The organism is Caballeronia sordidicola, from assembly GCF_002220365.1.
GTDB lineage: Bacteria > Pseudomonadota > Gammaproteobacteria > Burkholderiales > Burkholderiaceae > Caballeronia > Caballeronia sordidicola_C.
Map to the genome: position 1 here is coordinate 1 of NZ_MTHB01000045.1, position 22,395 is coordinate 22,395.

The window sequence follows — 22,395 nt, forward strand, 5'->3', positions numbered from 1 at the left end:
GGCGCGCCCGGCCTGATGACTGTGGTGGTGCTCGATAACGCCTCGATTCATCACAACATCGATCAGCAAACCATCGACCGCTGGTTTCTCGACCATCGGATGGTGCTCTTCTATCTGCCGCCGTACAGTCCCGAGCTGAACTTGATCGAAATCGTCTGGAAACACGCCAAGTATCACTGGCGGCGCTTCGTCACCTGGACGAAGGAAACCATCGATACAGAGATCGCCAAGCTGCTCGGCGGCTATGGCTCGGAATTTGAAATCCGTTTTTCCTGAACACTTAATCACGAATGAACTCGATCATCTCAAGGTTCGAATCGCGGCTGACTGTCGCGAAACCGATCAGCCGCTCGAGCAGATCGCGGCTCGTCGTGTCACTCATCGCCCGGTACTCCGTAGCTGGGCGCAGCGGTCGGATTCAACGCGCGGGTCACGTAGTCCTGCATCTGCGGCTTGTACGCCTCCCACAGGCCATCGAGCTTGCCGATGGGATCGACATCGGCCCAGTCGACGCGCAGATCGACGAGCGGCCAACTCTGCTCGCCCGCGATCTTCAGCGCTGCCGAATGCACCGCACCCGCTTCGCCCCCCGCTGAGATCGCTGCATGCATCGCCGCGATCAGTCGATCCGCAAGCTGGCCGGACGTGTTCTCGAATGCTGGAATCATCGCTTCGATCACGTGAGTTCCCGCGAGCATGTTGCCCGCCGCGACGCATTGCTTGCCCGCGACCGCGTGATATGTGCCGAGCGCTTGTTTTCCGCTGAAAAAAGCGGTGCGGCCTTGCGTGTCGACAACCGTCACCTGCCGATACTCGCTCCATTCGCTCTCGCCCAGCGCGCGACCCAGCGCCGCGGAAGGATCGAGCTTCGCGCGCTCCATAAGGTCAAGAATCTGCGGACCGAGCGCGGGCAGCGTGATGTTCTGCGTCGCGACCACGCCGACTCCCGCGCGCACCCATGGACAACGCGCGCCCACCGCGATGCTCGATGAACTGATCGCGATGCCAACCTGTCCGGTTTCTTCACAACGTCCGACAATCGAGAAAGTCATGTGCCCTCCGATTATGTCTTTTAGGCCTGAGTGGGTGTCCAGCCATCGGGAATGACGGCGATCACGTCGATTTCCATCAGCCACTCAGGTTGGCCCAGCGCGACGACGGTAAGCCCCGTCGAAATTGGAAACACGCCCTTCAGCCACTCGCCGACTTCGCGATACACCGCCTCGCGAAAGCGCACGTCGGTGAGATAAGTGGTCGTCTTGACGATGTGCGAGAGGTCGCTGCCGGCCTCTTCGAGCAACTGCTTGACGTTCCTCATCGCCTGCTCGGACTGCGCGCGCGGATCGCCCAGCCCGACGAGCTTGCCGTCGAAGTCCGTGCCGATCTGACCGCGCACATACACGGTATTGCCTGCGCGCACGGCCTGGCAAAGATCGTTATCGAGCGATTGATTGGGGTACGTATCCTTCGTGTTGAACATGCGGATACGGGTATGCGTGGGTTGGCTCATCGAAGTACCTTGATGCTGAATAAGTTGGAAATCAGTTGACGCCCATCTCGCTCATCGTGTGGATGCGCGATGCGCCCGGCGCGCTCTCAACGCTTTCCACGCGCTTCTCTTCCACATGACGATGCGGCTCGTCATAATAAGCGTGGTACTTACGCTGTGTGGTGATGTGATCGGCGATGTGCTTCGCATCGTGCCACACGCCCCAGATGAACGAGGAGCCACGGCGCGACAGCCACGGCAAGCCGAGGAAATAGATGCCTGGCTCCTTCGCAACGCCGCGCTGATGTTTCGGCTTGCCCTTTTCGTCGAATGCATCGACTTGCAGCCAGGCGAAATCGACGGCATAACCCGTCGCCCAGATGATCGACGTCACGCCTTCCTTCGCCAGATCAAGCTCATGAAGCGGATGCTTCATGCATTCTGGATCAGCGGGAATGATGCGCGCTTCCGGTTCTTCGGGAAGATCGAGGCCGTTGCGTGCGACATAAGCGTCAGCGGCGTCGAGTAGTGACAGATAGTTCTCGTCGCCGCGACGAATGTTCTCGGCGAGATCGGCCTCGAAGGTGACGACGGTATCGTCGAACGATTTCGTCAGGCCGACGAGCGTGATGCCCTGATGCGCGAGACGCCTGAAGTCGACCGTATGGCCGCCACGCGCGCCACTCACCGCGATCGTCACGTGCTCGCGGCCGGGCTTCATCACTTCCGCGTCCCATTCGCCGAGCACGCCGAGCCACCAGCAGAAGTCGCGTCCGCGATAGCCACGCGGCGGACGATCGTGCGCGCCGACCGACAAATACACGCGCCGGCCCGCTCGCTGCAATTCATCGGCGATCTGCACGCCTGACGATCCCGCGCCGACCACCAGCACACCGCCTTCGGGCAATTGCTGCGGATTGCGGTAGTCGGCGGAATGAATCTGCGTGAGCGCCGTACTTTTCGGCGCGATCGGCGGAATTACGGGGCGCTGGAACGGCCCCGTCGCAATCACTACGCGGTTCGCTTCGATCGTTCCTTCAGACGTATCGACGGTAAAACCGGGCCGTCCGACATTGCGCTCGACCCTCTTCACTTCGACGCCGGTGCGAATGGGTGCGTCGAACTTTTTTGCATAGGCGACAAAGTAGTCGGCGACCTGTTCCTTACCTGCAAAGCCATCCGGATTCACATCGGCGAATTCGAGATTCGGAAACCGGTCGTGCCATGCCGGTCCGTTGGCAACCAGCGAGTCCCACCGACCGGTGCGCCAGCGCTCGGCGATGCGATCGCGCTCGAGCAAGATATGCGGGATCTCGAGCTTGGTCAGGTGTTCACTCATGGCGACGCCTGCTTGCCCAGCGCCCACAACGAGCGTGTCTGTTGCCTTTATTTCGACTGTCATGGCTGAGTCCTTCGAAGAAGCGGAGTTCGGTTGTTCCCGTAGGCAGCTTGTAGCCTTCAGGCACGGTGTTGATCTTTCGGATAGCAATCTACGCTCGCTTTCAGAATCTGAAAAATATATTAAACAATTGCAAAGCATCGGATTCTGCTATGCACTCGTTTTGGATTACCTGACAATGCGATCCATCTGACAATGTCAACCGGGAGCAAAACCCATGGAAAATCAGCCGCTGCGTTACTCGCTGCGTCAGTTGCGATACTTTGTAGTGACTGCGGAAGTGCTGTCTTTTACGGCTGCTGCGAGACGCCTGCACATTTCCCAGCCGTCCATCTCGACCGCGCTGGCCGACCTCGAGATCTCGTTCGGCGTGCAGTTGTTCATCCGGCATCATGCAAGCGGCCTGTCGCTGACTCAGGCGGGGCGCGATCTGCTCGGACAAGCGCGCAATCTCCTGAAGATCGCCGAGGAATTCCAAATGACCGCCACCGAAATGGAGGGCGGCATGACGGGAACGATCGCGCTCGGCTGTCTCGTCTCTCTGGCGCCGCCCCTGATGCCAGGATTGATCAGCCGTTTTACGAGCGAGCACGGTGGAATCAGCTTTCGCACCATCGAAGCGCATCAGGATGAGCTATTGAACGGCCTGCACGACGGTTCGCTCGACATCGTGCTCACCTACAGTCTCGATCTGTCCGAGGACATCGCCTTTACGCCGCTACTTTCCTTGCCGCCGTACGCGATACTGCCTGCGACGCACAGATTGGCGCGCGCGCGAAAGGTGTCGTTACAGGATCTGATAGACGAGCCGTACGTGATGCTGGATCTGCCGCACAGCCGGGACTACTTCGCCGCGCTCTTCGATGTCGTCGGAGCCCGGCCTGTTCCCGCTTTTCGTTCTTCGCAACCGGAAGTCGTGCGTGGGATGGTTGCGAACGGGCTGGGTTACAGCATCCTGAACTTCCCGCTGAATTCGACGCAAACGGTCGACGGAAGTGAGTTCGTGATCAAGCATTTTAGGGACAACGTTAACGCGACGACGCTCGGAATCGCCCAATCGAAAACGATGAAGCCGCGGCAACTGGTGTCCCGATTCTCTACCTTTAGCGAAAGCTATATACGCCGCCTGAAGCTCGACGCATAACCGGCGCCCATAGCGGACGGGCTTCGCGCGCCCTGCATAGCTAAATCCTAGCTTTGGTATCCAAAAACAATACTTTGACTAGCAATTTGGCTTGGTAGATTAACCTTCATTCGAGGCGATTGAATCGCGGACCCCGTAGCGCGAACGCACTCGGCTTTAGGAGAGTCTCATGGAAAACCCCACCAGGCAAACGGCAGTCCACGCCTTGGTCGACGAGCTTGTGGCAGGCTGCGAGCGACCATTCAGCGACGCGCGCTCGATGCCTCCTGGCGTGTACACGTCGTCCGAGTTCCTGTCTCTCGAAGAGCAGGCGATCTTTGCAAAAGAGTGGCAATGCGTGGGTCGCGCGAGCGCGCTGAAGGCGCCTGGCGACTACCTGACCGCGAGCATCGCGGCTCAACCGATCGTCGTCGTGCGCGATGAGAGGATGGGGCTCCGCGCAATGTCGAATGTGTGCCTGCATCGGATGTCTGTTCTGCTCGAAGGTCGAGGGAACATACGGCGCATCATCTGTCCGTATCACGCTTGGAGCTACGGACTCGACGGCGCGCTTAAGGGCGCGCCGCTGATGAACCAGCAGGCAGGTTTCTGCACCGAAAGCTACAAACTGCCGACGATTCGCTGCGAGGAGTGGCAAGGCTGGATCTACGTGACACTCGATCAGGATGCACGTCCGGTTCACCAGCAGCTCGCGCAACTGAGCGAGCTGATCGATGCGTACGGCATGACCGACTACATCGAGACCTTTTATGAAGAACACGTCTGGGATACCAACTGGAAGATCCTCGCCGAGAATTTCATGGAAAGCTATCACCTGCCGATGCTGCACCGCGCAACGGTCGGTGCCCATTCCAGACTCGAAGAGATGGAATGCTTGCCGGGTTATCCCGCGTTCAATTACCACTGGATCACGAAGGAAGCGTCGCTTCCCATCGGCAATGCCCATCCCGACAACCACCGCTTGACCGGACACTGGCGCAAGACCACCGCGTTGCTCGCGATTTATCCGACGCATCTCGTCACGCTCACGCCCGGTTACTTCTGGTATCTCGTGTTGCAGCCGCGCGGCGTCGACAAGGTGCATATCCGCTTCGGCGGCGGGCTTGCACCCGACTTTATCGCCGATCCCGAAGCCAACGCGCATATGGCCACGCTCAAGGCATTGCTCGACGAAGTGAATGCGGAAGATAAGCGCGGCGTGGAAGCGGTGTTTCGCGGCGTTCATGCCCCGCTTGCAAAGCCCGGCCATCTGAGCCCTCTCGAACGCCCGAACTATGACTTCGCTCGTTACCTCGCGTCGAAGCTCACTGCGCGTTAATAGAAGCACTCTTGACAGGACGCTATCACGATGTCAAACCCATCCTTCATTTCGTTCTCAGGCGTGAGCAAGTCGTACGACGGCGCGAATTACGTCGTCGATCATTTGAACCTTGATGTGCAAAAGGGCGAGTTCCTGTCGCTGCTTGGGCCGTCGGGCTCAGGCAAGACGACCACGCTAATGATGCTCGCCGGCTTCGAGTCCACCACGCAAGGCGAGATACGTCTTGACGGAAGGCGCCTCGACGACAAGCCGCCGCATCAGCGCGACATCGGCATGGTCTTTCAGAACTACGCGCTCTTTCCGCATCTCACGATTGCCGAAAACGTCGCCTTTCCCTTGTCCGTGCGACGCGTGAGCCGCGCTGAGCAGAAAGCGCGCGTGAAGCGCGCGCTGGAGATGATCGAGTTGCCGCATCTGGCGAACCGGCGTCCGGCGCAGCTCTCGGGTGGACAACAGCAGCGCGTCGCGCTTGCGCGCGCACTCGTCTTCGAACCGAGCGTCGTTCTCATGGACGAGCCGCTTGGCGCGCTCGACAAGCGCCTGCGCGAAACCATGCAGTACGAGATCATGCGGTTGCATCGCGAGCTGTCGCTCACCATCGTCTATGTGACGCACGATCAGGCGGAAGCCCTGACCATGTCGGACCGGGTCGCGGTCTTTTCCGACGGACGCATCCAGCAAGCCGCGACGCCAACGGAGCTTTATGAAAATGCCTGCAACGCCTTCGTCGCGAACTTCGTCGGTGAGAACAACGGCCTGCGGGGACGCGTCGTGACAGTAAGGGATAACTGGGCGACGTTGGTCCTCTCCGATGGCAGCATCATCCGCGGCCGATGCGAACAGGGCCTGAGAACAGGGGACGAAGCGATGCTCGCCCTGCGTCCGGAGCGCGCGCATCTCCATAGCGCCGAGGGCTCGCAGGCGGACGCGCACAGCAACGTCGTACGCGCCAAGGTGCAGGAACTCGTGTATTGCGGCGATCATCATCGGGTGCATTTGACGCTTGGATCGCGAGACTCGCTCGTCGTGAAGGTTCCCAACACGCAACGCCACGCGTTGCCTTCGGCTGGCCACACCATTGAGGTGGCCTGGCGCCACGACGACTGCAAGATTCTCGCTGCGAGCGTGCCCCGCAGCGCGCCCATAGTTCTTACCCACGCATCGCCCTCACCTTCCATCATCTCGGCCACAGCCGCAGGAGCCCACTGATATGCGCACTCACATCAAAGCACAATTTGCCGCACTTGCCGTCTTCGCTTTCGCTGCGGCTTCGGCGCAGGCCGCGGAAACGCTCGACGTCGTCACCTTTGGCGGCGCCTATGAGGCTGCGGCGAAGAAGGCCTATTTCGAGCCGTTCACGCAGGCGACCGGCGTCAACTTCTCGCTCGAATCGTATGACGGCGGTCTCGCGAAGCTTTCAGCAATGGAGCAGGCGAAGAACACGACATGGGATCTCATGGATCTCGAGAGCAACGATGCCATCACGGCATGTGACGAAGGGCTGCTCAAGAAGTTCGACAAGAAAAGTCTCGGCAATACGAGCGACTTCATTCCCGGTTCCATTAGCGACTGTGCGGTCGCGAGCATGGTGTGGTCCACGGTATACGCCTATGACGCGAGCAAGCTCAAGACAGCGCCGAGCACCATCAACGATTTCTTCGACTTGCAGAAATTCCCCGGCAAGCGCGGGCTGCGCAAGTCACCGAAAGGGTCGATGGAATGGGCACTGATTGCCGACGGCGTCGATCCGAAAGACGTGTACAAGGTGCTCGGGACGCCAGCGGGCGTTGACCGCGCATTCAAGAAGCTCGACACGATCAAGAAAAACATCGTGTGGTGGGAGACGGGCGCGCAAGCTCCGCAACTGCTCGCCGATGGCGCCGTCGTGATGACGCAGGCCTACAACGGCCGAATCGACGATGCCGCGAAGAAGGACAACAAGCCCTTCAAGATCGTCTGGGATGCGCAAGTCTACGACTATGAATGGTGGGGCATCCCGAAGGGAGCGAAGCACGCCGACACGGCAGCGAAGTTCATCATTTCCGCATCGCAGCCGAAGGCCTATGCCGACCTTTCGAAGTACATCGCCTATGCGCCGCCGCGCAAGGACGCCATCCCGCTCATCGACAAGCAGCGACTGGCCGACCTGCCGACCGCGCCGGGTAACTTCAAGCGTGCGATCCAGATCAATCCGACCTTCTGGGCGGATAACGCTGATGAGATCAACAAGCGCTTCCAGGTTTGGCTGACGCAGTAACACTTCTATCGAAAGAGAGCACCGCTGTGACCGCGACTACCCATGCACCCGTACCGGCCCACGCTCCGGCCCCGGGCTCTCCGACGAGAGCCGAAGGCCGCGCGTCCTATCAAAAGGCACAACGCCGCGCATCGCTTCGAGCGCTGATGCTGGCGCTTCCCCTGATCGTGTTTCTACTGTCGACTTTCATTGCGCCGATCGCGCTGTTGCTCGCCCGCAGCGTACAGAACCACGAAGTGCCCGACAGCATGCCAGCGCTTTCCCGCGCACTCGATGCTTGGGACGGCCATGGCGTGCCGGATGAGCATACGTTCGCCCTGCTAGCATCCGGAATCAAGGACGCGCAGCAAAGCGGACAACTCGGCACCGTCGCGAAGCGCATGAATTTCGCGCAACCCGCATTCCGCAGCCTGCTGATGAAGACGGCACGCGGCATTCGCAGCGATACGCCACCCGCCTGGAAGCCGGCGCTGATCGAGATCGACGAGCGCTGGAATTCGCCTGAGACATGGCGCCTGTTGAAGCGCGCCGCTGCATCGCCAACGCCCGACTATCTGCTCAATGCCGTGGACGCGAGAGTGACGCCGCAAGGTTCGATCGCCTCGCTGCCGGCGAACACCTCGGTCTATCGCGAGGCGTTCGTGCGCACGATCTCGATCAGCTTCACGGTGACCGTGCTCTGTTTGCTGCTGGGTTATCCAGTGGCCTGGTTGCTCGCGAATCTGCCTGAAAAAAACAGCAACCGACTGATGCTGTTGGTCATCGTGCCGTTCTGGACCTCGCTGCTGGTGCGCACGACGGCGTGGTATGTGCTTCTGCAACCGGGCGGCGTCGTCAACAGCCTGCTGATGAGTCTCGGCATCGTGACACATCCGGTGCCGCTCGTTTTCAATCGCACAGGTGTATTGATCGGCATGACGCACGTGCTTTTGCCTTACATGATTCTCGCGATCTACTCGGTGATGAAGAGCGTCTCGCCCGTGTATCTGCGCGCGGCGAAGTCTCTGGGCGCTCATCCCTTCACGGCTTTCGTGCGGATCTATATACCCCAAACGTTGCCGGGGGTCGGAGCAGGATGTTTCCTGGTGTTTGTGCTGGCGCTCGGCTACTACATCACGCCCGCCCTGCTCGGTGGCGCCGGCGACGAGATGATCAGCCAACTCATCGCGGATCAGACGAACACGCAGCTCAACTGGGGACTCGCCGGCGCGCTGTCGGCCTATCTCGTGATCTTTACGGCGATCTTCTATTTCATCTTCAACCGCATCGTCGGCATCGACCGTTTGCGGTTCGGTTGAGGCACGTGAGCCCAAGGGAGCAATCATGCAAGACAAACGCAATACGGTACTGACGGAGCGAGTCGCTTCCCGATGGGTGCGTTTGCATTCCGCGCTCGTTCTGTTCTTTCTGGTGGCGCCGATTCTCGCGATCATTCCGCTATCGTTCAACTCCGGTTCGTATTTCTCATATCCACTGCAGGGGTTTTCGCTGCGCTGGTATGAACAAGCCCTCACGAGTGCGGACTGGCAACGTGCGCTGCTGAACAGTGTCGCCATTGGCGCAGCGTCCACGTTGATCGCAACCTGTCTCGGTACGCTGGCGGCGCTCGGCCTGTCGCGAACGCAGTTTCCGCTACGCTCGATCGTCATGCCAATCATCATCTCCCCGATGATTGTGCCGATCGTCGTGGTCGCCGCGGGCTTCTATCTCGTCTTCGCGCCACTGGGGCTCGTGAATTCCTACCCCGGTGTCATCCTTGCGCATGCCGCGCTCGGCACGCCGTTTGTCGTCATCACCGTGACCGCGTCGTTATTGTCATTCGATCAGAGCCTGCTGCGCGCAGCGTCCGGGCTGGGCGCGCCACCGTGGGTCACGTTCAGGCGCGTGACGCTTCCGTTAATCACCCCCGCGGTCGCGACGGGAAGCGTCTTCGCCTTCGCCACCTCCTTCGACGAAGTCATCGTGATTCTCTTCATTGGTGGCCCGGATCAAAAGACCGTTCCGCGGCAGATGTGGAGCGGCATCCGGGATTCCATCGATCCGTCGATTCTGGCCGTGGCGACCATGCTGATCGTCTTCGCGGTGTTGCTGTTCGCGAGCATCAATTGGCTGCGTAGCCGCGCGGCGGCCGCGAGTCAGGCGCTGGTCTGATCCGGCCGAAGACGTGCGAACCGGTTCAGGCGTCGGACATCGGGCGCAACCGAGTCTCGGCGTATTCCATGAACAATCGATCAGGCGCGGTAATCGATTCCGCTTCAGCCACGCCGCCACCAGACCTCAACAGGCAGCCGGTTCCGCGATCTCGACCGCGACGACTTCGTGTCCGTCATAGGCAGTCGGCGCGTGCGGGCGCGTCACCAGAAGCGAATATCCGAATCCCTGCCCCACCATGCCACGAACCAATTCCAGCGATGGGAGACTGAATGCTATTTTCGGGCTCAGTCCGTAAGGTTCGAACAGCCCGACAAAGTAGTCCTTGCTCGGTGCGACGTCGAGCAGAATCAGCGGCTCATCGCACACGTCAAAGCGATCTACCTGACCGGCTCCGGCGAGCCGATGCGTCGCCGGCAACAAGACATACGGAGGTTGCCCCGGCGCCAGCAGGTGAGTGGAAGACGTCTCGTCAATTCCCAGCCCGACACGAGGACGAGATCGAATCGACCTTTCTGGGGTCGTCGTACTTTCCGTGCGAAAACTGGCGGTTTGGTCCTAAAACTCCATATTGGCCAAGGACCTGCAAAATCGTCCGCTGCGCGAACACGCAGAGCCGCAAAGCCTTGATGCAAGCGGCTCTGCGCGTGATCACCGCCACATTTCGCACGGATAGTACGATAACCCCATTCTGTCGTTCAGCACCGTCGGGGTTGTCGCGCCAGGATGCTCTCCCATGCTTCGTGCCGATGGTGACGAATGCGCCCAGTTGCAGTTCAAACGGTCGTGACATGACCAGCCCGCGACACGCCGGTACGGTCCATAAGCCACGCGCCGCAACCGGGGCGAACATACATTCTTTTCCAGGAAGTACCGCCGTGAGGTGGTGCCCGGTGTCAACCAAGCTCGCTGAGAAGTTCGGGCAGGGTCGTGAACAAATAAATCCCCCACGAGGCCGAAATCTGCAACGCTGAAGATCGCCGCTTCCGGGTCCATATTGACCGGGGCGATCACCTTCGAGTTCTTCATCCGAGCCAGGCGCTGGATCGCACCGGAGATACCGATTGCGACATACAGTTGCGGCGCGACGAGCTTGCCGGTCTGGCCCACCTGGTAGTCGTTCGGCGCGAAACCCGCACGACCGCCGCGCGCGAGGTGGAAGACGCCGAGTTCAGCCTGTCCGCGAGCAGTTTCAGCGCCAACGCGAAGTCCTCGCCGTTACTCAGACCACGACCACCCGCCACGAGTACCATGCAATCAAGCTGTCGATTCACTTCAGGCTGCCCGCCAAAAAACTCCCGAGCCGCTCGCTCTTCGGATTAACCAACACGTCTTGCGGATTGCCTTCCTCTTCGATTTTGCCTTGATGCAGGAAGACAACGTGGTTCGACACGTTACGTGCGAAAGCCATCTCATGGGTCACCACGATCATGGTTCGACCTTCTTCGGCAAGTGCTTGCATCACGCGTAGCACTTCGCCAACCAGTTCGGGATCAAGTGCAGAGGTTGGTTCGTCGAACAGCATCACTTCCGGCTCCATCGCCAGCGCCCGTGCAATAGCTACGCGTTGCTGCTGACCACCCGAAAGATGCGCCGGATAGCGGTTTTCAAATATCGGGGGCAGTCCGACTTTGGACAGATACGCGCGCGCACGGTGCTCCGCTTCGGCGCGCCGAAGCCCAAGCACGCTAATCGGCGCCTCAATGATATTTTCGAGCACGGTCTTGTGTGCCCAAAGATTGAAATGCTGAAATACCATCGACAGCTTTGCGCGCACACTGCGCAATTGCTTCGGGTTCGCGACACGCATCGCGCCGTTTCTGTCCCGCGTCGTCCGAATGAGTTCCGATCCGACAGTGACGCTTCCGCGACAGGGTTGCTCCAGAAAGTTAATACAGCGCAAAAAAGTACTTTTTCCCGAGCCGCTTGAACCAATTATGCTGATCACATCACCCGCTTTCGCCTTAAGCGACACGCCTTTGAGAACTTCGTGATCGCCAAACTTCTTGTATACGTCGTCAACAACCAGCTTGTACATTTCTTAACTCCCGCGTGATGACCGCTGATGCCGCTTAACGGACAGGATGAAACCGTAACTCAGTGGCCCTGCGGCTTAAGAAACGCAAGCCAACGCGCCTCCAGCCGGCGAAACATCCACACCAACCCGAAGACAATCATTGCATACAGCATAGCCGCGATACCGAATGCCTGAAACGACGCGTAGGTTGCGGAATTGACGTCGCGCGTCACTTTGAGGATGTCGGGCACCGTGGCTGTAAACGCCAGCGTCGTCGCATGCAGCATCAGGATGACTTCGTTGCTGTAGTTGGGCAGCGCACGCCGCAATGCGGACGGCAAGATGATGCGGCGGTACATGGTGAATCTCGACATGCCATAGGCCTGAGCCGCTTCCACCTCGCCATACGCTGTCGCTTTAATCGCACCCGCAAATATTTCGGTACTGTAGGCGCATTCATTCAGCGCAAACGCAAGCAGCGTACAATTCATCGCATTACGAAAGAACGTGTCGAGGAACACGTGATCGTGTACGACCCGCAGGCTGTAAAGCCCCGTATAGCAGAGCAGCAGTTGCACATAGAGCGGCGTGCCGCGAAAGACATAGGTGTACAGCCACACCGGCGTGGAAATAAAGCGGTTGCTCGACGCACGTGCGACTGCGAGCGGCACGGCCAGGCAGAACCCCAATCCGATAGATGTGACAAGAAGCCATAGCGTGATCGCGAGGCCTGTGAAGCGGTAGCCATCGGTGAACAGATAGTTTTGCCAATACTGACGTACGATGTCGATCACAGCGTGGCCCTCCGTACACCGGCCGAATAGCGCCTTTCAAGCCAGGCGAGTACACCGTTCGAGACGGTCGTAATCGCCAGATAGATCGCGCCGGCAGCCAACGTGAAAAAGAAAAAATTCAGCGTGCTTCTGCCTGCGTCCTGGGAGACCTTGACCACATCCGTCAAGCCAATAATCGAAACCAGTGCGGTCGCCTTGACCACGACTTGCCAGTTGTTGCCAATGCCGGGAAGGGCAAAACGCATCATCTGCGGAAACATCACGCGGGAGAAAACCTGCCAGCGTGTCATCCCATATGCGTGTCCGGCTTCAATCTGACCGCGCGACACCGCGAGAAACGCACCACGGAAAGTCTCGGTAAAGTAGGCGCCGTAGATGAAGCCGAGCGTGAGGACGCCAGCACAGAACGGATCGATATCGATTTGTGCGAGACCCACAGCATCGGTAGCGCGGTTGAGCAGTATCTGAATGCTGTAGAACAGCAATAGCATCAGGACGAGATCAGGCACCGAGCGGATCAGGGTCGTGTAGGCCTTGCCCACGCCTTCGCATACCTTGTTGCCAGAAACCTTGGCGGCCGCGCCGATCAAACCGAGTACGAATGAAACTGTCAGTGACAGCAAGGCGAGCTTGAGCGTCTCGAACGTGCCGGCTAGCAACTGCGGACCGTAGCCTTCAAAGAACATGTGGACGTCTCCTTTTCAAAGGGATATGCGTGCCGTCGGCGCGTTCGCGGCCCGGCATCTTAGGCATGTAATGGTGATATACGGGCTGTCGCCCGACTTATTCCGCAGGTCGAATATCTGGCAGCGCCTTGAGCGCGCGCTCCCATGCATCGCGCGTGCGCCGCCACGCAATTTCGCGCCAGTGTGCGTCGGCCGGCATGAACGACTCGAACAGAGCGCATCTGATCTCTTTGCCGAGCGCATCGCTTGGGTCGCCGTACAGATGCAGCCAGTGATCGTTGCGTAGCGCGGTATGCATCGGTGCCTCGGGATACGTGCCGCACTCAATGACAAGTTGCATCAAGTGTGTCGCGGGCAGTGCGTCAAGCAGAGCCTGCGATGTATAGCCCGTGGCGCGCGCCACGACGCCGGTGTCGCTCACCTCCGCCTGCGCGCCGGTCAGTAACGTGTACAGCCACGGACCGTACAGCGCTTCGGCGTCCGAGAGTGCGGGATAGCGTGCCTGGGCAATCGCCATCAGCATCGGATGGCCGAAGGCACCGGCGCCAGTGTGCAGGTCGAATGCGATAGCGACTTGCGCCGGCTGCAGAAAGCGTTCGGCAATGCTCCGCATTGTCCTGTTCGACCACGTGGCCTGAGCGCCGCCATAAAACAGCCCATCTGGATGCATGTATTGGCCAGCCCCGACGATCGACCGGTATTCGGCCCAGCCGATCGCCCCGAGTTGTGCGGCGAGAGCCTGGTCCGCGCGTTCACGCTGCGGACCGTCGAAGTCGCGGGCGGTATAGATTTCGTGGATCGCTTCGTAGCGCGGATTGAGCGGCAACGCCGTACCGAAGTCCAAATAGTTACGATTCAGATCGACGTTGTCTTCGTTGACGCGGCGCACCCATGCTGTACCCCAGGGATTGATCAGATGCACCATTAACACCGCAACGCCTTCCGGCAGGTCACGACCCGCAAGCTCGTGCAGCCATTCGCTTTGGCATGCGGAACCGTAATACCCTTCCACGCCATGCGTGCCGGAGATCGCCACCAGCACGCGCCGTGCGTCGGGAGAGCCGAACCACGCGACGTCGGTAGAGAGTGGTTCACCGCCAGGACCTTTCAATGGATGCGGGTAGGACGTCACCGTCGCACCCGCCGCTTCCGCGGCCAGCAGGAACTGCATACGCTGCCGCTCAAAGCCGGGTTGATCTGCGAAACCGTATTTCATACGTTCCTCAATGGTGGATGCGCGCAACGCGCTCGCCGCGCTCAAATCAATGGCTCATGCACACGACGGCTGCAAAGCCAGCGTGATCGGCGTGACGGGCCGCGCACAACAAAGCAGTAACTCGCCGTCGGGCGGCGGTATGAGGGGTTCTTCAAAATATTCGACGCGCCCCGATAGCACTGGCGTCAGGCAGGCATTGCAAATACCGGCGCGGCAATTGAAAGCCGGCGTATAGCCCGCCCGTTCGGCCATTTCCAGCAATGAATAGCATGACGGGTCCCACGGTAGCAGGTCCCCTTGCGGCTGAAATCGTACGGTGACAGCGCTGCCGGGCGCAGCAGCAAGCGGTGTCACGAGCGGCTTCGTAATGACAGTTCCCGGCGTGTCGGCTGAGTCATCTTCAAGAACGGTCGCCGGACCAAAGAACTCGTAATGGATCCGTTCCCGTGAAACGCCAAGCTCGCGCAACAAACGCCAGTTCGCTTGCATGAAGCCGGGCGGTCCGCATAAGTAAACTTCGTAATCGTCGAGCGGCAGCAGCGATTGCAATGTCGCTTTGGTCAGAAGCCCTTCGCTTTGGTACACGCCACGCTCGTCGTCCGCCGCAAGCGGATGGCGATAACACACGTGCACATGGACATCGCCGCGCGCTGCGGCAAGCATGCTTATCTCATCGCCGAACGCATGCATTGTGCTGTTCTCGCATGCATGCACAACATGCACACGCCTCGCCGATGCACGCACGAGACGATGCAGCATGCTCACATGCGGAGTCACGCCCACGCCTCCGCTCATCAGGATCACTGGCCGTTCATTGCCCTCGGCGCAGACGAACGCGCCTGCCGGCCCCGCCAGTTCAAGCTCGTCGCCCACCTCAATGTTTTGATGAAGATGGGTCGAGCCGCGTCCCGGCGGGGCGCTTTCGAGCTTGACGGAGATGCGCCAGTGGGTGGTGTCCGCGGGGTCCCCCGACAAACTGTAATGGCTAAGCAGCGATTCGCCGTCCGGCAACGTTAGCCGCACCGCGACGAACTGACCGGCAATGAAAGCAAGAGACCGTTTGGAGTCGATGGGAACCAGCTCGAACGATATGATGGACTGACTTTCCTGAGTCCGCCGGGCCACGCGAAAGCGTTCAAAAGCACGCTCAAAACCGCTTGACGCGGGAACACTCGTAACCGAACCCGTCATGTCACCGCTCCGTTTCTCGCCGGCTGACAACATGCGTTGGCATGGACACAGGAGCCGCCGCCGGTTCGCGCTCAATCATCTGCCCAAGGGCGCGCCTGAAGCGCAGCGGACCGGAATCAATCGCGAGATCGATGTTCGGTTTGCGCCGCCGCGCCATGCCCTTATGCACTGCGGTCAGGACAACCCGGTCTTCCTCGAACGCATGACGCACGTCTTCGTCGAACTGGCGGGACACGTCTTCATCGTTCGGGTCGAAGTTGCGCGTCTGGAACCAGTAATAGCGCGTCTGTGCATCGTTCACTGGCGTCATGAAGTTGTACGAATTCATCAGGAACACGTCACAGTGCGGCGGTCTGTCGTCCCCGCCCGTGCCGGCTGGTGTGAAGATCGCCTTGATGATCGCGTGCGATGGGAAGCGCACCTCGTAATGCTGCTTGCGGTCACAATTTCCCGCAAATTTGACGAACTTCGCATAGAACGGTGCGACTTCGACGTCGCGCATCCAGCGCGTCACCGTCACGCCCTTTTCCGACACGTCAGTCTTGATCGGTTCCGATTCGCATGCAGCGTTGCCGAATGATGAGCGATGCACCCACGCCACATGCGAAGGATCGAGCAGGTTGTCGGTGACGTACAGGTAATTGCAATCCACCGTCATTGCATCGCCTCGGTTGATGCCCCATGCCGGATCGCCCCACTCGTCGATCTGCAAGATTTCGTCCGCGTCTGCCGCATGCGCGTCGCCCATCCAGATCCATACCAGGCCATAGCGCTCGGCAAGCGGATAGCTGCGCACCTTCGCGGCGAGCGGAATGCGCTGCGAGCCCGGTGCCCGTACGCATAGGCCGGAGCAGTCAAATGTAAGACCGTGATAGCCGCACTCGAGCTCGTCACCTATTAGCCGCCCCATCGACAGCGGCAACATACGGTGAGGACATGCATCTTCGAGCGCGACTGGCGTGCCGTCCGCTTTGCGATAAAGCACGACCGGCTCGTCGAGAATCGTGACAGGCAACAGACCCTGCGTCACTTCCTTGTCCCATGCCGCCACATACCACGCGTTTTTCAAAAACATGTCCACTGCCTCCGGTTCGCATTGCCGCGACTAAGCCTAACGGCTTCGCTTTCGAGCATGTTCAAAGGATATGAAGCCAAAACATAAAAGAACAGCTGTCTACAGCTGGCAGATCCTTTAGAATTTCTAAACACATCGCACGACACCTTATCCTCGACGAAGGAACCATCATGGGCATGCTCCCACCCCTGCGCGCGTTGCAGGTATTTGAAGCTGTCGGCCGGTGCGGCGGCGTGACCGAAGCCGCCAAGCGCCTTGGGGTCTCTGCCGGCGCCGTGAGCCAGCAGATGAAGCTACTCGAAGACACGCTCGGCCTGAGTCTCATGCAAAAGGACGGCAAGCGGCTTCGGCTAACCACGATCGGGCGCCAATATCACGAAAGCTGCGCGGCGGCATTCGAGAGCTTGCGAATCGCACATGCGGAGATCGAACGTTCGAAAAACGTTCGCAATCTGAGCGTCAGCGCACTGCCTTCGCTGCTGTCAAAATGGCTCGCCCCTCGTGTTATGGAGTGGCAGGCGCAGCATCCAGAATTAACGGTCTATCTCGACGGCACGCATACCGAACCTTCGCCTGAGGGCTACGAGATCGATTTCCGCATCAGCTACGGCGACCGGGTTGCCGATGCTGATAATGCGATCGAACTGTTTCGGGACAGCGTTGTTCCAGCGTGCAGCCCGCACCTGCTGCAATCGAGCGCTCCGCTCGCCATGCCCGTCGACATCCTCGCGTATCCTCTGATCTCGGTGGACTGGCTGCCGAAATTCGCTTCGCCGCCTTCGTGGCGCGACTGGTTCGAGACCAATGACGTGGACTGCACGGCACTTCGCAACCCGCGGAATGTGTTCTCGTTGTCGAGCGTGGCAATTCAGGCGGCCATCGACGGTCATGGTTTCGTACTCGCTCAATCGTCAATGATCTGCGATGATGTCGCCGCGGGCCGGCTCGTCATTCCTTTCAAACGTGGTGTTCCATTGCCGTGGCCTTACTTCCTGACGTGGAAAAAAAGCGCTTTCGACCAGCCTCAATGCCGCAGTTTTCATCGCTGGCTCCTGAAGCTTGCGAAGGAACAGCAGCAGGTCAACGACCTGATGCTGCCCGACGCGGGAGAAGTGGCGAAGTAGCCCCGCCTCATGTGTTTGAGTGGGGCTTATGCTCAGAACTTATGACGGATACCTATGCGCGCCACCGCCTGCCTGTCGTTCGATGACGAATCGTCCGCGCCGCCGGTGTAAGCGTTATCCAGTGCGGTGCCGCTGTGGTCGCTCACTGACCTCTGCACACTCGCCATGACGTACACATCGGTCCGTTTGGACAGGTTATAGTCGGCAATTACTCCCAGTGTGTGCCAGCGAGGCTTCGTGCTGCCACCCGACGCATCGAGCTTCGCTTGTGTGTAGTCGTACATTGCCCCGAGCAAGAAGGCGGGCGTTACTAAGTAAGTGCCGTTCAATTCGAAGTTGTCGAATTTCAGTGAAGCAACACTTTGTCCGGGCGGGACGATTGAACCGCTGATATACGCATACGCGGTAGGATTCTTTAGGTCTGTATGGCTATAGACAAAGCCCAGCATGGCAGGGCCGAACGCATAGTTTATACCGGCGCCGAACACACGCTGCCGCTCAGCGATGAATCCTGCGTCATTGGTTGTCACCGCACCAATTGTATTTGCCCCTGGGTTGGCCACATTAAGATAGGCCAATCCCATGGAAAGTCCACCGAGCGTGTAGCTCGCGCCGGCGCTCTGCGCGTTGGCAGTCGAGAACTGCCCTGGGCTGTTCGAGAACGCGTACGTCGCGCCGAATTTTAAACCACCGAAATTCGCCGACTGATACTGCACGGCGTTGTTCAGGCGGAACGAGTTGTCTGTGTTGTCGTTATCGAACGGATGCTCGAACAAATATCCGCCCCAGTTGCCATTTGCGGTTAACGGAGCAACGAACTCCACTAAAGAGTCGTACTGCCGCCCGAAACTTAACGTTCCCGCCGTATCGTTCGATAGGCCAACGAACACCTGTCGCCCAAATTCTCGGCCGCCCTGCGCCAGGCGCCCACTGTTCACGTCGAATCCGTTTTCAAGCTGAAATAGAGCTTTGAATCCGCCGCCCAGATCTTCCGCACCCTTCAGGCCCCATCGGCTGCCTTGCGCGTCGCCACTTGACATCTTCCACTGATGCTGACCATTGAGATTACTATTGAAGTCCAAGCCTTCGTCAATGAGCCCGTAAAGCGTCACCGACCCCTGCGCCCGTGCTCCAGTCGCGGCGGCGCCCAACAGAAATAAACCGAGTACTACTTTTTTCATTTCAATCTCCGCGCTTGTTGTTATCGATTCGTTATGAATTGCGTATGGCGTTTCGCCTTACGCTGGAAAAAACAACGGATGTGCCAACGGTGCGACAGCCGAAAGCTTGGTATAGCGGGGAACGTCTGCCACGGGCGCGGAGGATGGCGCATGTCATCACCGACAAAAGCGAAGGCAGAATGCAAACAGGCATTCGCGCTGACGATGCTGAAGCGCGCCACATCCCGATATAGAGGCGTGCGCTGTCGCGTATAAACCCCCGTTGAAAGTAGGTGATCGCGGGGGACGCGCATCGTTTCGCGGTCAAACAACGCGCCCCTGCCGTCCCAAAGTTAAAACTAAACCCGCGGTAAGTGTTGTTCCCCTGCCAGTTTAAGAAGTCCCTGAATAACCAGCTTAGGTCGTCCGGACCGCTTACCGGCTTGATGCGGAGATTCGACGTTTGCAGATTGCGGTCGATGCCCGAACGCAGCGATGGAACTTCGCCTTCCGCAAAGATGTTGCTTACACATACTGCACTGTTACGGAAAAAGTCTGATGTCAGAATGGGCCACCACAATTTTTTCGGCACTTCCGCGCGTACTCACCGAGGTGCCTAGCTCCTCGCAAGAAGATTTGCGGGAGGCTAGATCAATCGCCGTAGATGTCGAAATTGAAATACTTCGCGGCGACGTGCTTATATACGCCGTCGTGGCGAATCGTGTCGATCGCCTGATTGATGCGAGCCTTAAGCGGCGCGTCGCCCTTGCGTATGCCGATCGCCACATCTCCAGCCACACGGCTATCATTCACCGGTTCGCCGGCAAGCGCGAAGCCCTTACCGCGTGGCGTTTTTAGGAAGCTGAAGTCCACCTGCACGGCGGACTGAAACGCTGCATCGAGCCGCCCCGTCACCAAATCCTGGTAGATCTGATCCTGGGTCTGGTAAGCGACAACCGTGACGCCCTTCGGCTCCCATTCGGTTTTGGCGAAACCTTCCTGTGTGGAGCCCTGCACCACACCGACACGCTGCCCTTGGAGCGCATGCGCAGTTGGTCGCAGTTTGGTGCCGATACGCGCGATCAATGCTGACGGACCGCTATAAAGTCGGTTACTGAAGTCGATCTGCTGACGTCGCGCCGCCGTGGCCGTCATCGCGGATAGAATCGCGTCGAACTTACGTGCTTGTAGCGCTGGGATCATGCCGTCAAAGCCCTGCTCAACCCAGATGCATTTCTGGTGCAGACTCGCGCATATCGCATTGCCCAGATCAATATCAAAACCTATTAATGAGCCATCAGGCGACTTCGATTCGAATGGCGGATAGCTAGGGTCCACACCGAAGTGGATCGCCTGTTGATCCTGTGCGTGCGCCGCCGCAGGCAACATCGCCAGTCCGCATAATGCCAATAGAAGAATCTGTTTCATCAAATTTCTCGCTGGTATCTAATTGATTTGCACGCTGGCTCAATTACCCGCGCGTTTCAGGCAAGAAACCGTTCGACTAGCTGGACCCAGTAGCCCGCGCCGGTCACCAGAATGTCGTCGTTGAAGTCATAACCCGAGTTGTGGACCATGCAACTGCCCTCGCCATCTCCATTACCGATAATCAGGTAACAACCCGGGCACTTCTGGAGGAACCACGCAAAATCCTCGCTAGCGGTGAGCTGCTGCAAATCCTTAATCAGCGCTGCTTCGCCTAGCCAGTCGCGTGCAACATTGGCAGCAAACTCGGTCATCGCGGCGTCGTTGACGAGCACCGGGAAGCTAGCTTCGTATTTCACCTCCGCGTGCGCGCCATACACGCTAGCTTGGGCCTGTACGACCGCGCGGATGCGCTGTTCGAGATGGTCCCGGACTTCGGGACGAAGCGCCCGCACTGAGATGCGCATGTTCGCTTCGTCAGGAATTACATTGGACGTTTCGCCAGCGTGGATCGCGCCAATGGTGATGACCGCCATGTCGAGCGGTGCAACATTGCGAGAAACAATAGTTTGTAAAGCGAACACAATGCCAGCACACACTACGATTGGATCGACAGCTTTGTGCGGCATCGCGCCGTGCCCGCCAGAACCAATGATACGCACCGTTACCTGATCGGCGGAGGCCATAAATGGACCTGCCCTAAAACCTAGTTTGCCTGCGGGAAACCCCGGCATGTTGTGCATCGCGAAGATTGCGTCACACGGGAATTCAGTAAGCACGCCTTCTTCAAGCATGCGGCGCGCGCCGGCAAGGCCTTCCTCCGCAGGTTGAAAAATCAGGTTGAGCGTACCGTTAAACGCACGGCTTTTCGCCAATTGCTTCGCGGCACCGAGCAGCATCGCGGTGTGACCATCGTGGCCGCATGCGTGCATCTTGCCAGGATGAATGCTTGCATACGACAGGCCGGTTTGCTCGTTAAGGGGCAATGCATCCATGTCAGCACGCAAACCAATGCTACGCGAGCTACCCCCCGCTTTTAGCGTGCCCACAACTCCGGTGCCCCCAAATCCGCGTCGCACCTCGTATCCCCACTCGAGAAGTTGCCCCGCGATCAGATCGCTGGTTATGAACTCTTCATAGCCCAATTCTGGATACGCGTGGATACGTCGGCGCAACTTGATCATCTCCTCAGAACTCGCATGCATGTCGGTGTGGGTATTCATCTGTTCTCCGAGCCACTAAAATTGACGGGTGTTTTAACTGCGGTTTGATGTTGACCTTGATCAGGTTAGACACCCAAAAAAACGAAGGAAACAAAGATTTTCTGCGTTATCGTTAAGTATTTCTAAACCAAATATTCCAACGACACGGCAGCGCTCGAAAGCAAGGCGCGACGGGTCCACCGCGGGTCAGATAATGGTAAGTGTTCTGCTTCAAGCCGAGGACAATGAATGTCTTCGCGAATACAACGATCACGTCTGCGACTAACGTGTCGACCAGCTCGTCATCTTCAACAGCAAGCAACAGACCGGACCTCCCAATTTGCGTCGACAACTAATTTAAAGGACGGCCCCACCCGAAACAGAGGTGCCCCCGTTCGTTCGGACAGGAAATCCGGTTTCTTAAGTGGATCCGCCTGGTAATTACGCCGCCAATTTTATCGCTGGCAGCATCGCGAAGTATGCCTCGTCCGGAGTCTGATCCGCCAGACTCGAGTGAGGCCTTTTCTGGTTGTATAGGTTCATATAATCGCCGATCGAACGCCGGGCGTGGCTTACCGAATCATAGGCTTTGAGATAGTTGAGCTTCCCCCTGTTTTTCGTGTTCCAAGGGTCGAACATTATGCCGCCAGATTCTTCTCCTGCTGAGTCGTGATCCAGTCTTGCAGGAACTGGGTCGGCGACACTTGGCCAAGCGTGGAGTGGCGACGACTCCGGTTATACAAG

General features: G+C 58.7%; 22 protein-coding genes and 1 pseudogene. 8 read left to right on the plus strand and 15 right to left on the minus strand.

Translation table 11 applies throughout. The features are described from left to right. A partial coding sequence (locus BSU04_RS07160; RefSeq protein ID WP_089159950.1) for a transposase occupies positions 1 to 276 on the plus strand: 276 nt, incomplete at its 5' end. A gap of 98 nt (positions 277 to 374) precedes the next feature. Here the strand turns inward: BSU04_RS07160 and BSU04_RS07165 are convergent. From BSU04_RS07165 to BSU04_RS07175, 3 genes are read right to left on the minus strand one after another with little or no spacing between them, the layout of a single operon-like run. Further along, positions 375 to 1,052 carry a DUF1028 domain-containing protein gene (locus BSU04_RS07165; RefSeq protein WP_089159951.1) on the minus strand — a complete coding sequence of 226 codons (678 nt, stop codon included), beginning with the start codon at positions 1,050 to 1,052 and terminating at the stop codon, positions 375 to 377. A gap of 20 nt (positions 1,053 to 1,072) precedes the next feature. Continuing rightward, complete coding sequence (locus BSU04_RS07170) at positions 1,073 to 1,510, minus strand: RidA family protein (RefSeq protein ID WP_089159952.1); 438 nt, start codon at positions 1,508 to 1,510, stop codon at positions 1,073 to 1,075. Positions 1,511 to 1,541: 31 nt separating this feature from the next. Continuing rightward, complete coding sequence (locus tag BSU04_RS07175) at positions 1,542 to 2,891, minus strand: flavin-containing monooxygenase (RefSeq protein WP_089159953.1); 1,350 nt, start codon at positions 2,889 to 2,891, stop codon at positions 1,542 to 1,544. 214 nt (positions 2,892 to 3,105) lie between these two features. On the opposite strand from BSU04_RS07175, the gene BSU04_RS07180 reads away from it, so the two are divergent. The 6 genes from BSU04_RS07180 (at position 3,106) to BSU04_RS07205 (ending at position 9,761) form a co-directional block, all read left to right on the plus strand. Then, a complete protein-coding gene (locus BSU04_RS07180; protein WP_089159954.1) occupies positions 3,106 to 4,032 on the plus strand; it encodes a LysR family transcriptional regulator in 927 nt (308 codons plus the stop codon). Positions 4,033 to 4,201: 169 nt separating this feature from the next. Next, complete coding sequence (locus BSU04_RS07185; protein ID WP_089159955.1) at positions 4,202 to 5,350, plus strand: SRPBCC family protein; 1,149 nt, start codon at positions 4,202 to 4,204, stop codon at positions 5,348 to 5,350. A 30-nt stretch (positions 5,351 to 5,380) separates the two neighbouring features. Beyond that, positions 5,381 to 6,562 (plus strand): ABC transporter ATP-binding protein, encoded by a 1,182-nt coding sequence (locus BSU04_RS07190; protein ID WP_089159956.1) that lies wholly within the window; start codon positions 5,381 to 5,383, stop codon positions 6,560 to 6,562. Position 6,563: 1 nt separating this feature from the next. Further along, entirely contained in the window at positions 6,564 to 7,610 is a 1,047-nt protein-coding gene (locus tag BSU04_RS07195) for an ABC transporter substrate-binding protein (RefSeq protein WP_089159957.1), read from the plus strand. A gap of 146 nt (positions 7,611 to 7,756) precedes the next feature. Next, positions 7,757 to 8,908, plus strand: coding sequence for an ABC transporter permease (locus tag BSU04_RS07200; RefSeq protein WP_256982272.1), 1,152 nt, complete (start codon positions 7,757 to 7,759; stop codon positions 8,906 to 8,908). A gap of 25 nt (positions 8,909 to 8,933) precedes the next feature. After that, positions 8,934 to 9,761: an ABC transporter permease gene (locus BSU04_RS07205; RefSeq protein WP_089159959.1), complete on the plus strand. Its 828-nt coding sequence runs from the start codon at positions 8,934 to 8,936 to the stop codon at positions 9,759 to 9,761. A gap of 126 nt (positions 9,762 to 9,887) precedes the next feature. Here BSU04_RS07205 and BSU04_RS47015 read toward each other — a convergent pair whose 3' ends face one another. From BSU04_RS47015 to BSU04_RS07245, 8 genes and pseudogenes are all read right to left on the minus strand, one after another. Further along, the gene (locus BSU04_RS47015; protein ID WP_218827246.1) at positions 9,888 to 10,181 is read right to left on the minus strand and encodes a LysR substrate-binding domain-containing protein; all 294 of its coding nucleotides are present in this window, start codon (positions 10,179 to 10,181) and stop codon (positions 9,888 to 9,890) included. A 504-nt stretch (positions 10,182 to 10,685) separates the two neighbouring features. Next, positions 10,686 to 11,011: pseudogene (locus tag BSU04_RS47410) on the minus strand (electron transfer flavoprotein subunit alpha/FixB family protein); the annotation flags it as partial. Positions 11,012 to 11,031: 20 nt separating this feature from the next. Then, on the minus strand, positions 11,032 to 11,799 hold the full coding sequence (locus BSU04_RS07220) for an ABC transporter ATP-binding protein (RefSeq protein WP_089159960.1): 768 nt from the start codon (positions 11,797 to 11,799) through the stop codon (positions 11,032 to 11,034). Positions 11,800 to 11,858: 59 nt separating this feature from the next. Then, entirely contained in the window at positions 11,859 to 12,572 is a 714-nt protein-coding gene (locus tag BSU04_RS07225) for an ABC transporter permease (RefSeq protein WP_089159961.1), read from the minus strand. Then, on the minus strand, positions 12,569 to 13,258 hold the full coding sequence (locus BSU04_RS07230; protein ID WP_089159962.1) for an ABC transporter permease: 690 nt from the start codon (positions 13,256 to 13,258) through the stop codon (positions 12,569 to 12,571). Before BSU04_RS07230 ends, BSU04_RS07225 begins: the two co-directional genes overlap by 4 nt. Positions 13,259 to 13,355: 97 nt before the next feature. After that, positions 13,356 to 14,474 (minus strand): DUF2817 domain-containing protein, encoded by a 1,119-nt coding sequence (locus BSU04_RS07235; protein WP_089159979.1) that lies wholly within the window; start codon positions 14,472 to 14,474, stop codon positions 13,356 to 13,358. Between the two features lie 54 nt (positions 14,475 to 14,528). After that, positions 14,529 to 15,665 carry an FAD-binding oxidoreductase gene (locus BSU04_RS07240; RefSeq protein ID WP_089159963.1) on the minus strand — a complete coding sequence of 379 codons (1,137 nt, stop codon included), beginning with the start codon at positions 15,663 to 15,665 and terminating at the stop codon, positions 14,529 to 14,531. Between the two features lies 1 nt (position 15,666). Then, positions 15,667 to 16,740, minus strand: a complete 1,074-nt coding sequence (locus tag BSU04_RS07245) for an aromatic ring-hydroxylating dioxygenase subunit alpha (RefSeq protein WP_089159964.1) — start codon at positions 16,738 to 16,740, stop codon at positions 15,667 to 15,669. Between the two features lie 170 nt (positions 16,741 to 16,910). On the opposite strand from BSU04_RS07245, the gene BSU04_RS07250 reads away from it, so the two are divergent. Continuing rightward, positions 16,911 to 17,864 (plus strand): LysR substrate-binding domain-containing protein, encoded by a 954-nt coding sequence (locus BSU04_RS07250; protein WP_089159965.1) that lies wholly within the window; start codon positions 16,911 to 16,913, stop codon positions 17,862 to 17,864. A gap of 32 nt (positions 17,865 to 17,896) precedes the next feature. Here BSU04_RS07250 and BSU04_RS07255 read toward each other — a convergent pair whose 3' ends face one another. The 4 genes from BSU04_RS07255 to BSU04_RS07275 all read right to left on the minus strand — a co-directional run bounded on the left by BSU04_RS07255 (position 17,897) and on the right by BSU04_RS07275 (position 22,329). Beyond that, positions 17,897 to 19,045: a porin gene (locus tag BSU04_RS07255; protein ID WP_089159966.1), complete on the minus strand. Its 1,149-nt coding sequence runs from the start codon at positions 19,043 to 19,045 to the stop codon at positions 17,897 to 17,899. Between the two features lie 630 nt (positions 19,046 to 19,675). Further along, positions 19,676 to 20,452 (minus strand): ABC transporter substrate-binding protein, encoded by a 777-nt coding sequence (locus tag BSU04_RS07265; protein ID WP_089159968.1) that lies wholly within the window; start codon positions 20,450 to 20,452, stop codon positions 19,676 to 19,678. Between the two features lie 56 nt (positions 20,453 to 20,508). After that, the gene (locus tag BSU04_RS07270; RefSeq protein WP_089159969.1) at positions 20,509 to 21,672 is read right to left on the minus strand and encodes a M20 aminoacylase family protein; all 1,164 of its coding nucleotides are present in this window, start codon (positions 21,670 to 21,672) and stop codon (positions 20,509 to 20,511) included. A gap of 420 nt (positions 21,673 to 22,092) precedes the next feature. Continuing rightward, positions 22,093 to 22,329 (minus strand): integrase core domain-containing protein, encoded by a 237-nt coding sequence (locus BSU04_RS07275; protein WP_373452804.1) that lies wholly within the window; start codon positions 22,327 to 22,329, stop codon positions 22,093 to 22,095. Positions 22,330 to 22,395 lie beyond the last annotated feature (66 nt).